This window comes from Thermoflexus sp. (assembly GCF_042408815.1).
In the GTDB taxonomy this organism is placed as follows: domain Bacteria; phylum Chloroflexota; class Anaerolineae; order Thermoflexales; family Thermoflexaceae; genus Thermoflexus.
The window spans coordinates 166356-182539 of record NZ_JBHOQR010000003.1; the positions used below are offsets into that span (position 1 = coordinate 166356).

The following is a 16184-nucleotide window of genomic DNA, read 5'->3' on the forward strand; positions in this document are numbered from 1 at the left end:
GGTTTCAGGTAGTGGTCTCAGGATGGGGAGCAGGGATTCATGAGGCGGGGGCCTTTTCCACCGGAAGATGATGGAGGAGGCGGTTCTCGAGATCCGGGATGCCGTCGGGGGGATCGGGATGATCCGGCTGCGGCCTGGCATGGCCTTTCATTTGATCGGCATCGGCGGCGCGGGGCTCTCGGCCCTGGCGACGGTGCTGCATGAGCTCGGATATGCGGTGAGCGGGTGTGATCGCTCCCCCTCACCGTTCGTAGAGATCCTGCGCACCATGGGCGTTCCGGTGTATTTGGGTCATGATCCCGCCCATGTCCACAACGCCGAGGTGGTGGTGCGGTCCTCCGCTGTTCCGCCGGATCACCCCGAGGTCCGCGCGGCGGAGGCGCAGGGTCGACCGGTGGTCAAGCGGGAGGTGGTGATCGGGGCGTTGATGGCGGAGCGGACTGGGATTGCAGTGGCTGGGACCCATGGGAAAACCACCACCACGGCCATGCTTGCCTGGATCGCCATGGACACTGGCCGCGACCCAACCTTTATCGTCGGCGGTCTGATCCAGGGCCTGAATCGAAACGCGCGGGCGGGCAGGGGGGATCTCTGGATTGTGGAGGCTGATGAATACGACCGGATGTTCCTGGGGCTTCAGCCGCAGGTCGCGGTGGTGACAACGATCGAGCACGATCATCCTGATTGTTACCCGACGCCGGAGGCCTTCTTCGACGCGTTTGTGGCGTTTGCGGAGCGAGTGCCACTCCATGGGATCTTTGTGGTGTGCGATGCGGATGCTGGGGCGCGTCGTCTGGCGGATCTCCTGGAGGCACGGGGGCGATCGGTGGTGCGATATGGATGGGGGCCTCCCGCCCGATGGTGGGCCCGCCCCGTAACGGTGGACCGCTTTGAAATCCACCGGGAGGATCGCCGAATCGGCGAGCTATCCCTTCGCGTCCCCGGGCACCACCATGGCCTGAACGCCCTGGCGGCACTGGCCGCAGCGGAGGCGGTAGGGATCCCTCCGGCGATCGCCCGGGAAGCGCTGAGTCGGTTTCCGGGCACGGCGCGGCGGTTTGAAATCAAAGGGGAAGCGCGCGGGGTGTTGGTCATCGACGATTATGCCCATCATCCAGGGGAGATCCGGGCCACGCTCCGGGCGGTCCGCGACCGTTACCCGGGTCGTTCCATTTGGGCGGTGTTCCAGCCCCACACCTACAGCCGGACGCGGGCGTTGCTGAAGGAATTCGCGCAGGCGTTCGAAGACGCCGACCATGTCATTCTCACTCCGATCTATGCGGCTCGAGAGACGGATACCCTTGGGGTGAGCAGCGAGGATATCGTGAGGCGGATGAGCCATCCGGATGCTCGCTGTCTCCCCGATTTCAACGCCGTGGTCGCTTATCTGCGGGAACACGTTCGATCGGGGGATGTGGTGGTGACCATGGGGGCAGGGGATGGATATCGGATCGGGGAGCGGCTGCTGGCGCTCCTGAGCCATCCCGCGGAGGGAGGATGATGTCGGATTCCATGGCCATCACCGGCCGGGCTCTGGCGGCGGCTCTTCAACGATGGGGACTGCCCCTGTATCGGGATATCCCGCTGGCTCGGTTCACCACATCCCGGATCGGCGGGCCTGCGGATGCCCTGGTGATCGTGGAGGAGATCCAGGCCCTGGTCGATGTCGTACAGAGCGCATGGTCCGATGGGATCCCCCTCACCCTGTTGGGTGGGGGCTCGAATGTGCTCATCGCCGACCGTGGGGTGCGGGGGCTGGTGGTGCTGAACCGGGCGCGGGCATTGCGCTTGGAAGCCGATGGGCGGGTGTGGGCGGCTTCCGGTGCCCTTCTGCCCACCCTGGCCCGGCTGTGCGCCGAACGGGGATGGTCCGGCCTGGAATGGGCGATCGGGATTCCGGGCACGGTGGGCGGAGCGGTGGTGGGCAACGCTGGGGCCCATGGGGGAGACATCGCGAGCTGTCTGGAATCGGTGGATTTGCTGGTACCGGAAGAGGGCATTGTGACCTGGAGGGCTGAGCAGCTCAGGCTGGGTTATCGAACCAGCCGGCTGAAGACATGGCCGACCGTGCCGCGGCCGGTGGTCCTCGCCGCCCGTTTCCTCCTTCGACCGGAGGATCCGGAGGCGATTCTGGAGCGGATGGCAGCCTTCAATGCTTACCGCCGGCGCACCCAGCCGGGCGGAGCCAGCATCGGATCGATGTTCCGAAATCCGCCCGGGGACTACGCTGGCCGTCTGATTGAGGCGGCGGGCCTCAAAGGGGCTCGGCGGGGAGGGATCGTGATCTCCACGCTGCACGCGAATTTCTTCATCAATGAGGGAAACGGCACGGCCGCGGATGTGCGGGCCTTGATGGTGGAAGCTCAGCGCTGCGTCTGGGAACGGTTCGGTGTGCTCCTGGAGCCGGAGATCGAGTTCGTCGGGGAGTGGGAGGATGAAACGGCGGATTCGGGTGGGTGTGCTGTTCGGCGGGAAATCCGGGGAGCATGAGGTGAGTCTTCTGTCGGCTCAATCGGTGATCCGGGCGCTGGACAAGACGAAATACGAGGTGATTCCCATCGGGATCACCAAAGAGGGCCGTTGGCTCACCCGGGGGGATCCGATGAAGGCCCTGACCGGCGGGGCGGTGACGATGGCCGATCTGCTGGGGACGCCCTCCATTGTGGAGCCGGAATCGATCATTTCCCCGCCGGTTCCCCGGCGGCGAGAACTGATCCCAGGGGTCCAGGCGGAAGGAATCCCGGAGGTGGATGTGATCTTCCCGGTGCTCCATGGCCCTTTCGGGGAGGATGGGACGATCCAGGGGTTGCTGGAGCTGGCGGGCATCCCCTACGTGGGGGCAGGGGTGCTGGCCTCGGCGGTGGGGATGGATAAGGCGGTGATGAAGGATGTGTTCCGGGCCCATGGCCTCCCGGTCGCGTGGTATATCGTGATCTTCCGGCGGGAATGGGAGCGGGATCCGGAAGGCGTGATGGATCGGATCGAGCAGGAGCTCGGGTTTCCGTGCTTTGTCAAGCCGGCTAACCTGGGGTCCAGCGTGGGCGTCTCCAAGGTGAAGCGGCGGGAGGAGCTCCCGGCCGCCCTGGCGGAGGCCGCCCGTTATGGCCGCAAGATGCTGGTGGAGCGGGCGATCCCGGCGGCCCGGGAGATCGAGGTCAGCGTGCTGGGAAACGAGGATCCCATCGCCTCCGTTCCTGGGGAGGTGATCCCGGCAGGGGAGTTTTACGACTACGCGGCCAAGTATCTCGATGATCGAACCCAGCTGGTGATCCCAGCCCCGCTGGATGAGGCGCTGGCGGAGCGGATCCGCTCCCTGGCCCTGAAGGCGTTCCGGGCGATCGACGCGTGGGGGATGGCGCGGGTGGATTTCCTCCTCTCCCGGGAGACCGGGGAGCTGGTGGTCAATGAGATCAATACCATCCCGGGGTTCACGGCGGTCAGCATGTATCCGCGCCTGTGGGAGGCCAGCGGCCTGCCGTATCCGGCGCTGCTGGATCGGCTCATCGAATTGGCGCTGGAGCGCTATCGGGATCGTCAGCGGGATGTGATCGCTTACGAGGGGTGGACATGGCTTTCCTCCCGTCGCGCCAGCGGCGCGCCACAAGAAGGCGAGGGCGGACCTTCCGCTCGGTGAGCCCGGCGGGGATGGCGGTGGCCATCTGGGCCCTCCCCCCGGTGGGCTCCCGGCTGGTGGCGGGGGGGCTGTTGTTGCTCTGGGCCATGACCGGCGGGGTCTTGCTGCTTCACGATGTCTTCTACACCCGGCTGGATGTGGCGGGCGCCCACCGGCTCTCCCCGGAGGCGCTGGCGGCCGCCAGCGGGATCGACGGCCTGCACATTTTTTGGGTGAACCCGGCGGAAGCCGCTGCTGCCGTCCGCCGTCAGTTCCCCACCCTGAAGGACGCAACGGTGCGCTGTCGATGGCCGGCGTTCTGCACCCTTTTTGTCGTGGAAGGGCAGGCCCCCTGGGAGTGGGTGAGCGGGGATCTGCGAGTGCTTCTGGATGATAGCGGTCATGTCGTGGAAGGGGAGGCCGTGGAAGCCCGGCGCCGGCTGGAGGTTGATGGCCTGCCGCCCCCTGCCCCGGGCCAGGGCGTGGATCCGGGGTTATGGGCGCGCATGCAGGATCTGGGCCAGGCCTTCCCGGAGATCCAGGCTTTCCGATATGAAGTAGGCCGGGGGTTCTCCTTCATTGATCCATATGGCTGGCCGGTGCTGCTGGGGGAATACGGATCCATGGTGACGCGCGCGGCGGTGTGGCGGGTGATGCGCGATCTTCTCACCGCTCAGGGCCAGCGCCCCGCCTATCTGGATTTGCGCGTCCCGGAGGCCCCGGCGGTTGGATTCCCACCGCAATGAATCGGGCAGGTCTCTTCCCGTGCGCGCGAGGGCATATCCCATGACGCTGGTCGCGATGGATATCGGCACCAGCAAGATCTGCACGCTGGTGGGCGAGGCGGATGAAGCCGGGATGCTCCGCATCCTGGGCGTGGGGGTCGTCCCAGCCCGGGGGATCCGTAGGGGGGTGGTGGTGAACATCGCGGAGGCCACGGAGGCGATCGCCGCCTCGATCGAGAAGGCCGAGCGGACCAGCGGCTATCAGATCCGACGGGCCATCGTGGGCATCGCCGGGCCTTATGTGGCCTCGGTGAACAGTAAGGGCACCGCCTCGGTGATGCGGGGGGATCGGGGGATCAGCCCGGCGGATGTGGAGCGGGCGATCGAGAACGCCCGGACCATCGCGATCCCCCATTCCCATGAAATCCTTCACGTGCTCCCGCGGGCTTTCATCGTCGATGGCCAGGAGGGGATCCGGGATCCCCTGGGGATGTATGGGTTCCGGCTGGAAGCGGAGGTCCACATCGTGACCGCCCAGGTGGGCCCGTTGACTAATCTGCGACGGTGCATCGAGGCCGCCCAGATCGGGGTGGAAGAGTTCGTCCTCTCGCCGCTGGCTTCGGCCGAGGCGGTGCTCACGGAGGGTGAGCGGGAAATGGGGGTGGCCCTGGTGGATATCGGGGCGGGGACGACGGATCTGGCGGTCTTTGTGGAGGGGAGCGTCGCGCACACCGCGGTGATCCCGGTGGGAGGGCAGCACATCACCAACGATCTGGCCTATGGCCTGCACGTCCCGGCCACGGTGGCGGAAGCGATCAAGGTCCAATACGGCCATGCGGCGGTCCAGGCCATCGCGCCGGAAGAGCAGATCACGGTCCAGGGCTTCGGGGAGAACGGCACGCTGATCTTTTCGCGCCGGGAGATGGCTGAGATCATCGAGGCGCGGGTCCAGGAGATTTTCCAGCTGATCCTGAAAGATCTGCGAGCTTCAGGTTACGAGCGGTTGCTCCCGGCCGGGCTGGTCCTCTGTGGAGGGACTGCTCTGCTGCCGGGGATCCGGGAGGTAGCCCGCGAGGTCACCGGGATGCCCGTCCGCGTGGGCATGCCGTGGGATCTGGGAGGGCTGGCGGAGACCCTCCGTTCACCGATGTTCGCGGCTGCGGTGGGCCTGCTCCGCTGGGGCCTTCGGATGGATGCCAGCACTGGCTATTCTCCGTCCGGGGACTCATGGCTGGGGCGTCTCTGGCGGACCCTGCAGGGGATCTTCCGGGAGATGTTGCCTGGGTAGGGCATGCCCGCGCTTCCGGATCGGGAATTCCGCCCGAGGCCTTCTTTCTCTAGCCCGGGCTGATCAGGAACCTTGCTGCGAGGAGGTGGACGATGGAGGCGATGGCGATGGGTCAGACGCCGGCCAAAATCCGCGTGGTGGGCGTGGGCGGCGGGGGCAGCAATGCCGTGAACCGCATGATCGAGGAGGGGCTCCGGGGGGTGGAGTTCATCGCCGTCAACACCGATGTGCAAGCTCTCTCCCTGGCCAAAGCCGATCGCCGGATCCATATCGGGGAGAAAGTCACTCGTGGCTTGGGCGCAGGGGGGAACCCGGAGATTGGATACAAGGCCGCAGAGGAGTCGGCGGATCTCATCTACGAGGCGCTCCGCGGCTCGGATATGGTGTTCATCACGGCAGGGATGGGGGGCGGCACGGGGACGGGCGCCAGCCCGGTGATCGCCCGCATCGCCCGGGAGGTGGGCGCCCTGACCATCGGGGTGGTGACCCGCCCCTTCTCCTTTGAAGGCCCGAAGCGGGCCAAGGCCGCGGAGGAGGGCATTAACCGCCTGAAGGAGAGCGTGGACACTCTCATTGTGATCCCCAATGATCGCTTGTTGGAGATCACGGATAAGAAGGTGACCCTCATGCAAGCCTTTCGAATGGCCGATGAAGTGCTTCGCCAGGGCATCCAGGGGATCAGTGAGCTGATCACCGTCCCCGGTCTGATCAATCTGGATTTCGCCGATGTGCGCACCATCATGGCCGAGGGCGGTGCCGCGCTGATGGCCATTGGGGAGGCTTCGGGGGAGAACCGGGCAGTGGAGGCCGCCCAGCAGGCCATCTCCAGCCGGCTTCTGGAGGTCACCATTGATGGGGCCCGGGGCATCCTGTTCAACGTCACGGGGGGTCCTGATCTCACCCTTTACGAGGTCCATCAGGCGGCGGAGATCATCCGTCAGGCGGCTCATCCGGAGGCCAACATCATCTTCGGCGCGGTCATCGATGAGGCGATGCAGGAACGGGTGCGGATCACCGTGATCGCCACCGGGTTCGAGCGCCCGCCCCTCCAGGGCCGCCGTCCCGCCCCGACCTCCACGCCGCTGGGGCGCACGGAGTCCAGCCCCCTGCGCTCGGAGGAGGCTCGGCGTCCTCTCAGCGACCGCAGCTTCAATGAGGGCGATCTGGACATACCGGCCTTCCTGCGACGACGTGGATGAAATCCATTGGGGGCTTGGATGGTCGAGCGGGTCTCCCGCAGGCTGCCCGCCTGGCCGCCGGACAGGCGCCGTCCCGTCTTTCCGCTTCGAGCCTGGTGGCCTCAGCCCTCGCTCCGCATGGGGAGGGAGGAGATGTATGCCTCAATGCCCCAGCTCGGAGGCGGAGGCGGCGCGAGGTTGCCAGACCAGCCGGACCCTTTGAAAGCGGCTGAGGCGCTCACGGGCTGCCTGCTGGAGAGGGCGCAGATGAGGGGCACGCACCCGGAAGGTCCCCTGGAGCTGGGCGAGGACCAGCTGGCTATCCCCCCGGATCTCCAGGGTGAAGGCGGAAGGATCCTTTCCGATCCCCTCGATCCGGCCGATCAGGTCCTCCAGGGCGGCGATCAGTGTCCGGTATTCCGCTTCATTGTTGGTCATGGTTTCCTCGAAATTCAGTCGGCGTCGCTCCTCCCTCCCATCCCGGGTTCGGATGATGTAGGATCCGTAACCGGGGCCCGGGTTGCCTTGGCTTCCTCCGTCAAAGATGATCACATAATCCGGAGCTGCGGCTCGTGGCATGGCTAGGCCTCCGCATGGAGGAATGGTGGATTACTGCTTTTCGCGCACCCTCCGGACAATCCGCCGGAATTGAGGTTATGATGAATAGCGCGATATGGTTCTCGCGGGCTAATTAGACGGGAGCCCATCAAACCCATGCTTTCGAGACCACCATGGCGCGTCGCGAGCGGCCTGAAATGGCGGTCTTCATCGACTTTGAGAACATCGCCACCGCGGCGGAAAGCCGGTATTACACGCTGGATCTCCAGCGCTTGTTTGCGGAGCTGGGGCGACGGGGGCGTCCGGTCCTGAAGCGCGCTTACGCCGACTGGTCCCGTTTCACCAAATATCGGGATGAGCTGCTCCGGCATGGGGTGGATCTGGTTCAGATTTACTCCTACGGCCACAAGCTTGCCCGTAACCGGGCGGATGTCCGTATGGCTATCGATGCCATCGAGAGCCTGTTCACCCGTCCGGAGATCCAGACATTTGTGATTGTCTCCGGGGACAGCGATTTCTCCAGCCTGATCACTCGTCTCCGGGAGCATGGCCGGTTCGTGATCGGCGTGGGCGTGCAGGGGGCGACCAGCGATTTAATCCCTGCGCTGTGCGATGAGTTCATCTATTATGACACGCTGATTGCGCCGGAAGCGGGAGAGGCCCCAGCTCCTTCTGCGTCTGTCCCCAAGCCATCCGCCTCCGCTTCAGCCTCCGAGATCGTGGGAACCGCGGAGCGTTACCGCCGGTATCTCCAGGATTGGGGGTTCGTGTTGCTAGAGCCCACCCTCCGTCGGATGGGGTTGACCCGCCTTTTCGAGACTCTGCGGGCAGGGATAGCCGAGCTCACCCTGGCTCGATGGCTGGACCGAACGAACTGGGAGGGCCTGGAGATCGAGGCGGGCGGCCGTCAGGAGCTCGGATGGTTGCTGCTCCTGGGTTCCGGGCTCTCCTTCGGATCCCTTCCGCCTTCGCTCTTCACCCCGATTCATGGGGTGCGGGTTGCTGGCCTGAAGCGGTTTATTGAAGCGGCGGAGGGCGGTCTAATCCGATTTCTGGGCATGGCGAATTGGCAGCTGGAACTGGAAGCGCTGGCTTTCCTCCTCGGGCTTCCTGCGGTAGAAGTTGAAGCCATGCTCCGCGGCATGGCGCGGGAAGGCCTGCTGGCGGCGGAGAATGGGACCTTCCGCTGGATCCCGCATGAGGATCCATTGCGGGGTCCGGTGTTTGAGGCCCTGCGGGCGGATCTGGCCGGCGTCACCTATCCGTCGGGGCTTGCCCCTTCCCTGGGAGATGCTCGGGCGCTGTTTGAGGAGGGGATGAGCTACCGGCGAGATCGAAACTTCCCAATGGCCCGGGAGCGCTTTTTGCAGTCTCTGCGGATGACCTTGGATCTGTGGGAGATGCGCACTCCGGGAATTGGGCCCTATGAGATCCGCTGGCGGGCGGCCAGCTACTGCTCCGTGCAGGCGGGAGAGCTTTTCAACTATCGTCGGGACTTCGCCGGTTCCCTCCCTTATTATCACGCCTTTATCGCCCTGATGATCCCGGGGGATCCGGTATGGGAGAAGCTCCGCGGGCTGGTGGATTTCATGCTGCATTACGCGCTGTCCGCTTTCTTCGATAATCAGGTCCCCGTGACCTCCGGTCCTTTCGCTCGACGTCTGCTGGAGCTTTTCCATGATCCGGATCCCTACCGGGCCGGGCGGGCCCGGGAGTGGGTGGCTCAGGTGGCGCGGTTGAACCCGGCGATCATCGGATGGCTGCTGGAGCAGCTGGCAGGGGTGGAGGCGGGAGAGGCGCAGAAGGAGGCGCTGGAGATGTTCTTGCGAGGGCAGATCCAGGAAGCCTCCATCTCTTCCACATCTTAGGTAGGGCTCTGTCCGCTGTCGCCAACGCTGTTTTGTGGAGGCAATCCCCATGTCCATCCGCTGGTTGGGAAGAGCGCTTGTCCTCATCGGGTTCATGATGATTGCCCAGAGCTTGATCTGGATGAGCCAGGGGATGTTGACGGATCGACCGCCTGGGAATCCTGGGCATGGGCTTAATGGGCTCGAGCGGTCTGCGTCCACCTCATCTTCGGGGCCCACGCCCACCCTTCAACCCACCGGGACGCCGCCTTCCATGCCCACGCCTACGTTCACCCCTGTCCCGCCCCCATCAACGCCCACTCCAGCCTTCCCGGCCCGATGGGCAGTCACCCCTACTCCCCTTCCCGGGGTCTCTCGGGGAAGCCTGGAGGGGATCCCGGAGCCCCGCCCGCCTCTGGCCTTTCCGCCCAGACGGGTGAACCTGCTGTTGCTGGGGAGCGATCGGCAGCCTGGGGAGCGGATCGGGCGAACGGATACGATCCTCTTTGTCTCGATTGATCCGGATGAGCCCTCGGTGCGGTTGCTCAGCATCCCGCGGGATCTTTGGGTCTATATCCCCGGCTGGGGGCTCAACAAGATCAACACCGCCTATGTCCATGGGGAGCTGGCCCGTTATCCGGGTGGGGGCTATGGCCTGCTTCAGGATACGCTTCGTTACAATCTGGGGCTGACCGCTCACGGCTATGCCCTGGTGGATTTCGATGGGATGCGGACGATCATCGACGCCCTGGGCGGAGTGGATGTGAACGTCCGATGCCCGCTGTATGATGTGTTCCCCGATCCCGACAACCCGGCGATTACCGGCACACTCGCCCTGCCCGCGCCGGGCCGTTACCATCTGGATGGCCAGCAGGCCCTGTGGTATATGCGGTCCCGATATTCGACCAGCGATTTCGACCGCTCGCGCCGGCAGCAGCAGGTGCTGGAAGGATTGCTGGATCGCATGAAGGAAGGCGGGTGGCTCTGGCGCGTCCCATCCCTTTGGTCCGGGATCCGCCAGACGGTGCAGACAGATCTGGGGTTGGAGGAAGCGCTCTGGCTGGCTTCCATCGGGGCGCGCCTGGATCGGAGACGCATCGCCCGGGGATGGTTGCATCCGGTTCTGGCTCCCCGCATGATCTCCACCACTGTGGGGAGCAATCTGTTTGTTTACCTGCCGACGGAGCAGGCGTATTCCTACCTGGAGCAATTCCTGCTGGGCCCATTGCTCGCAGAAGCTTTGCCCATTGCGCGAGTGGAGATCATCAACGCCAGTGGGAATCCCTCTTATGGGGAGATGGCCGCGGAGATCCTGCGGGAGGCCGGGTTTCAGGCCGTCCGGATGGTGGAGGCGGCGCCGGATGGACAGCCTACGCGGGTGATCGCCACAAGCTCCGCCGGATCCTCCACGGCCGCTTCGGCGCTCCTGCGGGCCTTCCGGCTGCCGAGGTCCCGTCTCGAAGTTTCCCTTGAGCCGGGCGCGGAAGCCCCCTATCGGGTCTGGTTGGGGGATGACTTCAACCCGTGCGTCCGATAGGCACGCCAGCGCTCCGGGGATGCATTTGTTTGGTGGATCAATTCGCCGACATCAGGAGGCATGGCCTGCGGGGTTCTCGTCCGCCCCATCAGGAAGTTACGGTAGGGGATGTCCTTACAGTTCAGGTCCAGCGGCGGCGGTGGGATGCAGACGGTGGGGTAGGCCGGATAGAGGCGTTTGGCGCCGGGGATTCCCTGTAGGGTATCCGAGGAGATCTCCGGCGCGGCCGTCGGTCGGGGCATCCGGGTGGCGGTGAAGGCCGGCGTCGGAGGTGGGGAAGGGGAGACGGTTGAGGTGGCGGTCGGGGTCCGCGTCGCTGTTGCCGGGAACGTCGGAGAGGGAACGGGGGAAGGCGAGGGCTGTCGGGTGGGGCTGGATGCTGGCGCCACCGTTGGCGCGGCGGGAGTGGGAAAGGTGGGCGCCGCCGGCGTCGGCCCGGCGCAGGCGGAGACGGAAAGGGTGATAGATAGCGGGTTTCCCTATTTCATTTCCGCTCGAAGAACATCACATATTCGTGCTTGAAGATGTAAAAATTCCCCTTGAGGGCGCGATAGCGCCAGAGGTGATACTGGCCGCGCTTGCCCCGGTTCTCCTGGATGTCTTTGACGCAGATGCTCTTCAGGCGGAACCCGTGCCGCAGCACCCGTTCCATGGTCCGGAAGCCCAGGGGCACCCATTCCCCCTGCGTGTATTTGTCCCCGATCACCAGCACCAGAAACCGCCCCCGGTCCAGGAGGGGGGCGAAATTTCCCACCACTCGCTCGAAGGCCTCATAGAAGGCCTCCTCCGTGGGCGCGCTGGAGAGATCGCGCGGGTCGGCGCTGAACCGGATGATGTCATGATAGGGCGGATGCAGGATCAGCAGCTGGGCGCCGGAGAACCCCCAGCAGGCCATCGTCTCCCGGACGCGCTCTACAGTGGCGGGATCCGTGCTGTCTCCGATCTGGAGCTCTGTCTGAACTCCATACGGGTTCTCCTCCAGGCCAATGAGCCGGCGGGCCCGTTCGGCTACGCTGGGGACCAGCTCGATGCCGATGGCGAAGCGGCCCAGCCGTTTCGCCTCGATGAGGGTGGTGCCCAGCCCGGCGAAGGGATCGATGACCAGCTCCCCTCGACGGGTGAAACGCCGCATGGCCTGGTAGGGGATCTGGGGGACGAAGTTGCCCCAGTATTCCGGGGTGTGCATCCCATGGTTGGCCCGGGGGCCCAGCAGCCACAGGCTGTCGGTGAGGATGTCCTCGTATTCCTCCCAACGTTCCAGATCCAGATCGTGGATCGCCATCGTTTTCCTCATCTCCATCGTCCGACGGCTGTCTCCAGGCCCCGCCCGGAGCGCGGCAGGCGACGGACATCTGCCCTCTGCAGCACGCGACCCGGAAGCCATGTCTCAGCGATCCCGGCCTCCTAATTATGGTAAATTCAGACCCATGGGGGGACAAGACCTGAGGGATTCTGTTCGCTCCCTGCGTGGCTCCCGCCGGAGGGGTGGAATCTTCCTTATTTGGCCTCCATCACGCAGAATTTCCACCGCCTCTCCTCTCGTGTCCCGCGGCCCACGGAACGCGATCCAGTCCGCCAAGGCTGCCCAGAGTGCGCACATCCTCCGATTCCAGGCGCATGCGCTATAGCGTTGGGCCCGTTCGGCCCTGAATGTCCTGATAAAAGGGTCAGCGGCGTCCTTTTTCACTATAATTAAAACTCGTTTTAGGACCTACAAGTCCACGGAGGGAGGGATCCGGTGCGACTCCAGGCGATCGAGCTGCATGGCTTCAAGAGCTTCGCCGATCCCACCCGCCTCGAGTTCCCGGGGCCGGTGACGGTGATCGTGGGCCCCAATGGGAGCGGCAAAAGCAACATCGCGGAGGCCATCCGCTGGGTCCTCGGGGAGCAGAGCCTCTCCACCCTCCGGGTCCGGCGGGGGGAGGATCTGATTTTTGCGGGCAGCGATCAGCGGCCCCGCGCCGGGATGGCGGAGGTTACCCTGATTTTCGATAACACCGATGGCGCGCTCCCGCTGGAATTCACAGAGATCGCCCTCACCCGCCGGGTCTACCGGGATGGGGAAGGCGAATACTTGCTGAACGGGAACCGGGTGCGCTTGCGGGACATCCAGGAGCTCCTGGGGTCCACTCCCTTGGCACGGCGGACTTACACGGTGATCGGGCAGGGGGTGGTGGATGAGGTGCTCCGGATGCGGCCGGAGGAGCGCCGGGCGCTCTTCGAGGAGGCAGCAGGGATCGCCCTCTACCGCATGAAGCGCGAGGAAGCGCTGCGGCGCCTGGAGGCCACCCGGCAGAACCTGGCCCGGGTCCGCGATCTGCTCGCGGAGATCACCCCGCGGATGAACAGCCTCCGCCGCCACGCGGAACGGGCCTGCCAGTATGAGGCGCTCCGCTCTCAGCTCAAAGAACAGTGGCGCCGCTGGGCCGCCCGCCGGATGGCCCGGCTCCGGGAAAGCCTGGAGGCCGCCCGCCAGGCTCTGGCGGAGGCGGAGGCTGAATGGGCCCAGCATCAGGACCGCCAGGCCCTCGCGGAACAGCATGCCCTGGCGATCCGGGAGCGGATCCGCCGCCTCCAGGCGACGCTGGCCGAGCTGGAAGCCACGCGGGAAAAGCTCCAGCAGGAAGCCGCCGCGATCCAGGAGCAGCTGCAGGCTGTGGAGAAGGGACTTCAGGCGCTCGTGGAACAGGAGAAAGCTCGTCGGGAGCAATACGAAGCCCTCCAGGCCCGTCGGAGGGCCCTGGCCTCTATGCGCGAGACGCTGGAGGCGGAACAGGCGGCGCTCGAAAGCCAGCTCCAGACCCTCCGGGAGCGGCGGCACGCCCTGGAGGCCCTCTACGAGGAGCGGCGCGGGCGCGCGGAGGACCTACGCCGGCAACGCGCGGCGCTTCAAGAGGCCCTGCGCCAGCTGGAGGAAGAGAATGCCCGGATCACTCGCCGCCGGGCTGCGCTGGAGGAGTCCCTTGCGGAGCTGGAAAAGTGGGCCGCCCAGCAAAGGGCGCTGCGCGCCCACAAGATCCAGGAGCAGACGGCTCGGCTTCAGGAGCAGGAGCGGATCCGCGAGGAGCTGCGCGCCGTATCTTCTACCCTGGAGGAGCTGGAGCGCCAGCGCGCCCGGGTCCGCCTTCAGCTGGATGAAGTCGAGGCGGAAGTGGAACGGGCCCGGGAGGCGGCCGCTCAGGCCCGCGCTCGGCAGGATTACTGGCAGGCTTACCTAGAAAACGTTCTTCGCCATCGAGCGGAACCGGAAGGGGGGGACACGGATCTGCAGGCCTTGCTCTCAGCGAACCTCCCCGGAGTGGTGGGCCGGTTGATCGACTTCCTGGAGATCGAGCCCGGCTGGGAGACGGCCGCGGCCGCGATGCTGGGACCGCTCCTCCAAGCCCTGGTGGTTCGGGATGCAGCGGCCCTAGAGCCCCTCCGACCCTGGGTTCGCCGCAGCCTCCCGGTGGTGGTCCTGGAGGCGTTGCGCGTCGAGCGGAGGCCAGGGATTCGCGGGCGTATCCGGGAGGGGATCGCTTTCCCCACAGGCAGGCCGGCCCTTCCGGCTCGCCCGGCGATAGCGGTCCTGCGGGCGCGGGAGCCTCGCCTGCAGGCCTGGCTGGAGCGCCATCTGGAAGGGATATGGCTGACGGATACCTGGGAGCAGGCGGTCGCCCTCTGGCCCCGGATGCCCCGCGCGGCGCAGATCCTCACCCGGGATGGCGAGCGGATCGGAGGGGAGGGGATCCTGTGGATCGGCCGATACACGGCTCCCGAGGTGGTGTGGCTGGCCCAGGAGTGGGCGTGGCGATCGCTTCCAGAACAGCTGGAAGCTGCCCGACAGGCATCCCGTCAGGCCGAAGAGGCCCTCCAGGCGAGCCTGGCCCACTGGAAACAGGTCCATGAGGAGTGGGTGGCTCTGGAGGAAGCATATCGGGCTGCCCAGGCCCGTCGGGAGGAGCTGCAGCGTCGGATCCACGCGCTGGAGGCGGAGCTTCAGGACATCGCCCGATCGCTGTCGTCGCTGGAACACGATATCGCGGCAGGGGATCCGCAGCGGGCGCAGATGGAGGCGGAATATGAGGAGCTGGGGCGCCGCCTGGGATCGCTCCAGGAGGGGCACCGGGCGTTGGAGGCGGCGCGGGAAGAGGTCAACCGGGCCATCGCCGCGCTGGGCCTCGAGCTGATCGAGGCGGACATGGCCCGTCTGCAGGCGGAGGAACGGTGGCTGGAAGAGCAGCGCCGTCGGGTGGAGGAGCGGATCGCCCAGCATGAAGAGGCCATGCGGGCGGTGGAGGCGGAGGAGGCAAGGCGCTCGATGGAAGCGGACGATGCCATGCGCGCGGCCCTGGAGGGGGAGCGGGAGCTGTTGCAGCGTCTGCGCCAGGAGCTCGCCGCCCGCCTGCAGGATATGGAAGCGCAGCGGGCCCAAGCGATGGCTGAGCTCCTGGAAGCGGAATCGGCGTTCGAAGCAGCATGGAAGCAGGTGGAGCAGCTCAGGGAAGCCGGCCGATCGCTGGAGGAGCAAGTCCACGCCGCCCGACTGGAAGTAGTGCGCTGGGAGGGGGAGGTCCACGCCTTTGAACAGACCCTCCGGGAGGAGTGGCGTCACCTCGATGACTCCGAGATGGATCTGGAGGCATGGATCCAGGAGGCCGAAGCGGCGGAGCCGCTGGAGACGCTGGAAGCGCGGGTGGACTCCCTCCGTCAGGCGTTGCGACGCCTGGGGCCGATCCACCCGGAGGCGGCGTCTGAATACGCTGCGCTGCAGGAACGTCATGCCTTCCTTACGGCCCAGGTTGCGGATCTGGAGGCGGCGGCGGCCTCCTTTCAGCAGACAGTCGTGGCGCTGGACCAGCGGATGCAGCAGGCGTTTAGGGAAACCTTCCGGGCCGTGGAGCGCGCCTTCAAGGAGACCTTCGTTGAGCTGTTCGGAGGCGGCAACGCCCGCCTGACGCTCACCGCGGCGGAGAGTTGGGATCAAGCCGGGGTGGAGATCTTCGTGCGGGTTCCCGGGAAGCGAACCCAGAGCCTCATGATGCTTTCCGGGGGAGAAAAGGCCCTGACCGCCACTGCCCTCATCTTCGCCCTCCTGAAAGTCCGCCCTTCGCCCTTTGTGGTCCTGGACGAGGCGGACGCGGCGCTGGACGAGGCGAACATCGGGCGGTTTCGGGAAATGATCCGCCGGCTCTCGGAGCGGACCCAGTTTATCCTCATCAGCCACAACCGGGGCACTGTGGAGGTTGCCGATGTCCTGTATGGGGTGACCTTGCGTCCGGATGGCGCCTCGCAGGTTCTCAGCCTCCGCCTGGAGGAAGCGGAGAGGATGATGGCGAAATGAGGGCGGCTTTCCCTCGGGGGCTGGACAAGGCGCCTTCGATGTCCCCCTCAGCGTCCCATTTGGCAAGCTCCTCTTCCGGTGGTGGTTCGAAAAACGCCTCTATAGCTTGTGCGAC

At 65.8% G+C, this 16184-nt stretch carries 12 protein-coding genes; 10 read left to right on the top strand and 2 right to left on the bottom strand.

The genetic code is table 11. From position 1 onward, the window contains the following. Window positions 1-67: 67 nt before the first annotated feature. The 6 genes from murC to ftsZ all read left to right on the top strand — a co-directional run bounded on the left by murC (window position 68) and on the right by ftsZ (window position 6825). Window positions 68-1501 carry a UDP-N-acetylmuramate--L-alanine ligase gene (murC, locus tag ACFMO3_RS02545; protein ID WP_376788867.1) on the top strand — a complete coding sequence of 478 codons (1434 nt, stop codon included), beginning with the start codon at window positions 68-70 and terminating at the stop codon, window positions 1499-1501. Continuing rightward, window positions 1501-2490 carry a UDP-N-acetylmuramate dehydrogenase gene (gene murB / locus ACFMO3_RS02550; protein WP_376788868.1) on the top strand — a complete coding sequence of 330 codons (990 nt, stop codon included), beginning with the start codon at window positions 1501-1503 and terminating at the stop codon, window positions 2488-2490. Before murC ends, murB begins: the two co-directional genes overlap by 1 nt. After that, window positions 2435-3634, top strand: a complete 1200-nt coding sequence (locus ACFMO3_RS02555) for a D-alanine--D-alanine ligase family protein (protein ID WP_376788869.1) — start codon at window positions 2435-2437, stop codon at window positions 3632-3634. The genes murB and ACFMO3_RS02555 overlap by 56 nt, the downstream gene beginning before the upstream one ends. A gap of 11 nt (window positions 3635-3645) precedes the next feature. Beyond that, entirely contained in the window at window positions 3646-4359 is a 714-nt protein-coding gene (locus ACFMO3_RS02560; protein ID WP_376788870.1) for a cell division protein FtsQ/DivIB, read from the top strand. A gap of 40 nt (window positions 4360-4399) precedes the next feature. Next, window positions 4400-5626 (top strand): cell division protein FtsA, encoded by a 1227-nt coding sequence (gene ftsA, locus ACFMO3_RS02565; RefSeq protein WP_376788871.1) that lies wholly within the window; start codon window positions 4400-4402, stop codon window positions 5624-5626. A gap of 92 nt (window positions 5627-5718) precedes the next feature. Beyond that, window positions 5719-6825, top strand: coding sequence for a cell division protein FtsZ (gene ftsZ / locus ACFMO3_RS02570; protein WP_376788872.1), 1107 nt, complete (start codon window positions 5719-5721; stop codon window positions 6823-6825). A 141-nt stretch (window positions 6826-6966) separates the two neighbouring features. Here ftsZ and ACFMO3_RS02575 read toward each other — a convergent pair whose 3' ends face one another. Beyond that, window positions 6967-7383 carry a ribonuclease HI family protein gene (locus tag ACFMO3_RS02575; protein WP_376788873.1) on the bottom strand — a complete coding sequence of 139 codons (417 nt, stop codon included), beginning with the start codon at window positions 7381-7383 and terminating at the stop codon, window positions 6967-6969. 152 nt (window positions 7384-7535) lie between these two features. Between ACFMO3_RS02575 and ACFMO3_RS02580 the strand changes: the two genes are divergently transcribed. From ACFMO3_RS02580 to ACFMO3_RS02590, 3 genes are all read left to right on the top strand, one after another. Then, window positions 7536-9230 (top strand): NYN domain-containing protein, encoded by a 1695-nt coding sequence (locus tag ACFMO3_RS02580; protein WP_376788874.1) that lies wholly within the window; start codon window positions 7536-7538, stop codon window positions 9228-9230. 49 nt (window positions 9231-9279) lie between these two features. Continuing rightward, window positions 9280-10746: an LCP family protein gene (locus ACFMO3_RS02585; protein ID WP_376788875.1), complete on the top strand. Its 1467-nt coding sequence runs from the start codon at window positions 9280-9282 to the stop codon at window positions 10744-10746. A 177-nt stretch (window positions 10747-10923) separates the two neighbouring features. Further along, a complete protein-coding gene (locus tag ACFMO3_RS02590; RefSeq protein WP_376788876.1) occupies window positions 10924-11268 on the top strand; it encodes a hypothetical protein in 345 nt (114 codons plus the stop codon). On the opposite strand, the gene ACFMO3_RS02595 is transcribed toward ACFMO3_RS02590, so the two are convergent. Beyond that, entirely contained in the window at window positions 11231-12028 is a 798-nt protein-coding gene (locus ACFMO3_RS02595) for a DNA methyltransferase (protein WP_376788877.1), read from the bottom strand. The genes ACFMO3_RS02590 and ACFMO3_RS02595 overlap by 38 nt on opposite strands. Before the next feature lie 456 nt (window positions 12029-12484). On the opposite strand from ACFMO3_RS02595, the gene smc reads away from it, so the two are divergent. Continuing rightward, complete coding sequence (gene smc / locus ACFMO3_RS02600; RefSeq protein ID WP_376788878.1) at window positions 12485-16069, top strand: chromosome segregation protein SMC; 3585 nt, start codon at window positions 12485-12487, stop codon at window positions 16067-16069. Window positions 16070-16184 lie beyond the last annotated feature (115 nt).

Excerpts from the sequence above, each read along its gene's own strand:
- ftsA (WP_376788871.1), top strand. The coding sequence starts at position 4,400 with ATGACGCTGGTCGCGATGGATATCGGCACCAGCAAGATCTGCACGCTG.
- ACFMO3_RS02580 (WP_376788874.1), top strand. The coding sequence starts at position 7,536 with ATGGCGCGTCGCGAGCGGCCTGAAATGGCGGTCTTCATCGACTTTGAG.
- ACFMO3_RS02595 (WP_376788877.1), bottom strand. The coding sequence starts at position 12,028 with ATGGCGATCCACGATCTGGATCTGGAACGTTGGGAGGAATACGAGGAC.
- ACFMO3_RS02560 (WP_376788870.1), top strand. The coding sequence starts at position 3,646 with ATGGCGGTGGCCATCTGGGCCCTCCCCCCGGTGGGCTCCCGGCTGGTG.
- ftsZ (WP_376788872.1), top strand. The coding sequence starts at position 5,719 with ATGGAGGCGATGGCGATGGGTCAGACGCCGGCCAAAATCCGCGTGGTG.
- ACFMO3_RS02575 (WP_376788873.1), bottom strand. The coding sequence starts at position 7,383 with ATGCCACGAGCCGCAGCTCCGGATTATGTGATCATCTTTGACGGAGGA.
- ACFMO3_RS02585 (WP_376788875.1), top strand. The coding sequence starts at position 9,280 with ATGTCCATCCGCTGGTTGGGAAGAGCGCTTGTCCTCATCGGGTTCATG.
- ACFMO3_RS02555 (WP_376788869.1), top strand. The coding sequence starts at position 2,435 with ATGAAACGGCGGATTCGGGTGGGTGTGCTGTTCGGCGGGAAATCCGGG.
- murB (WP_376788868.1), top strand. The coding sequence starts at position 1,501 with ATGTCGGATTCCATGGCCATCACCGGCCGGGCTCTGGCGGCGGCTCTT.
- murC (WP_376788867.1), top strand. The coding sequence starts at position 68 with ATGATGGAGGAGGCGGTTCTCGAGATCCGGGATGCCGTCGGGGGGATC.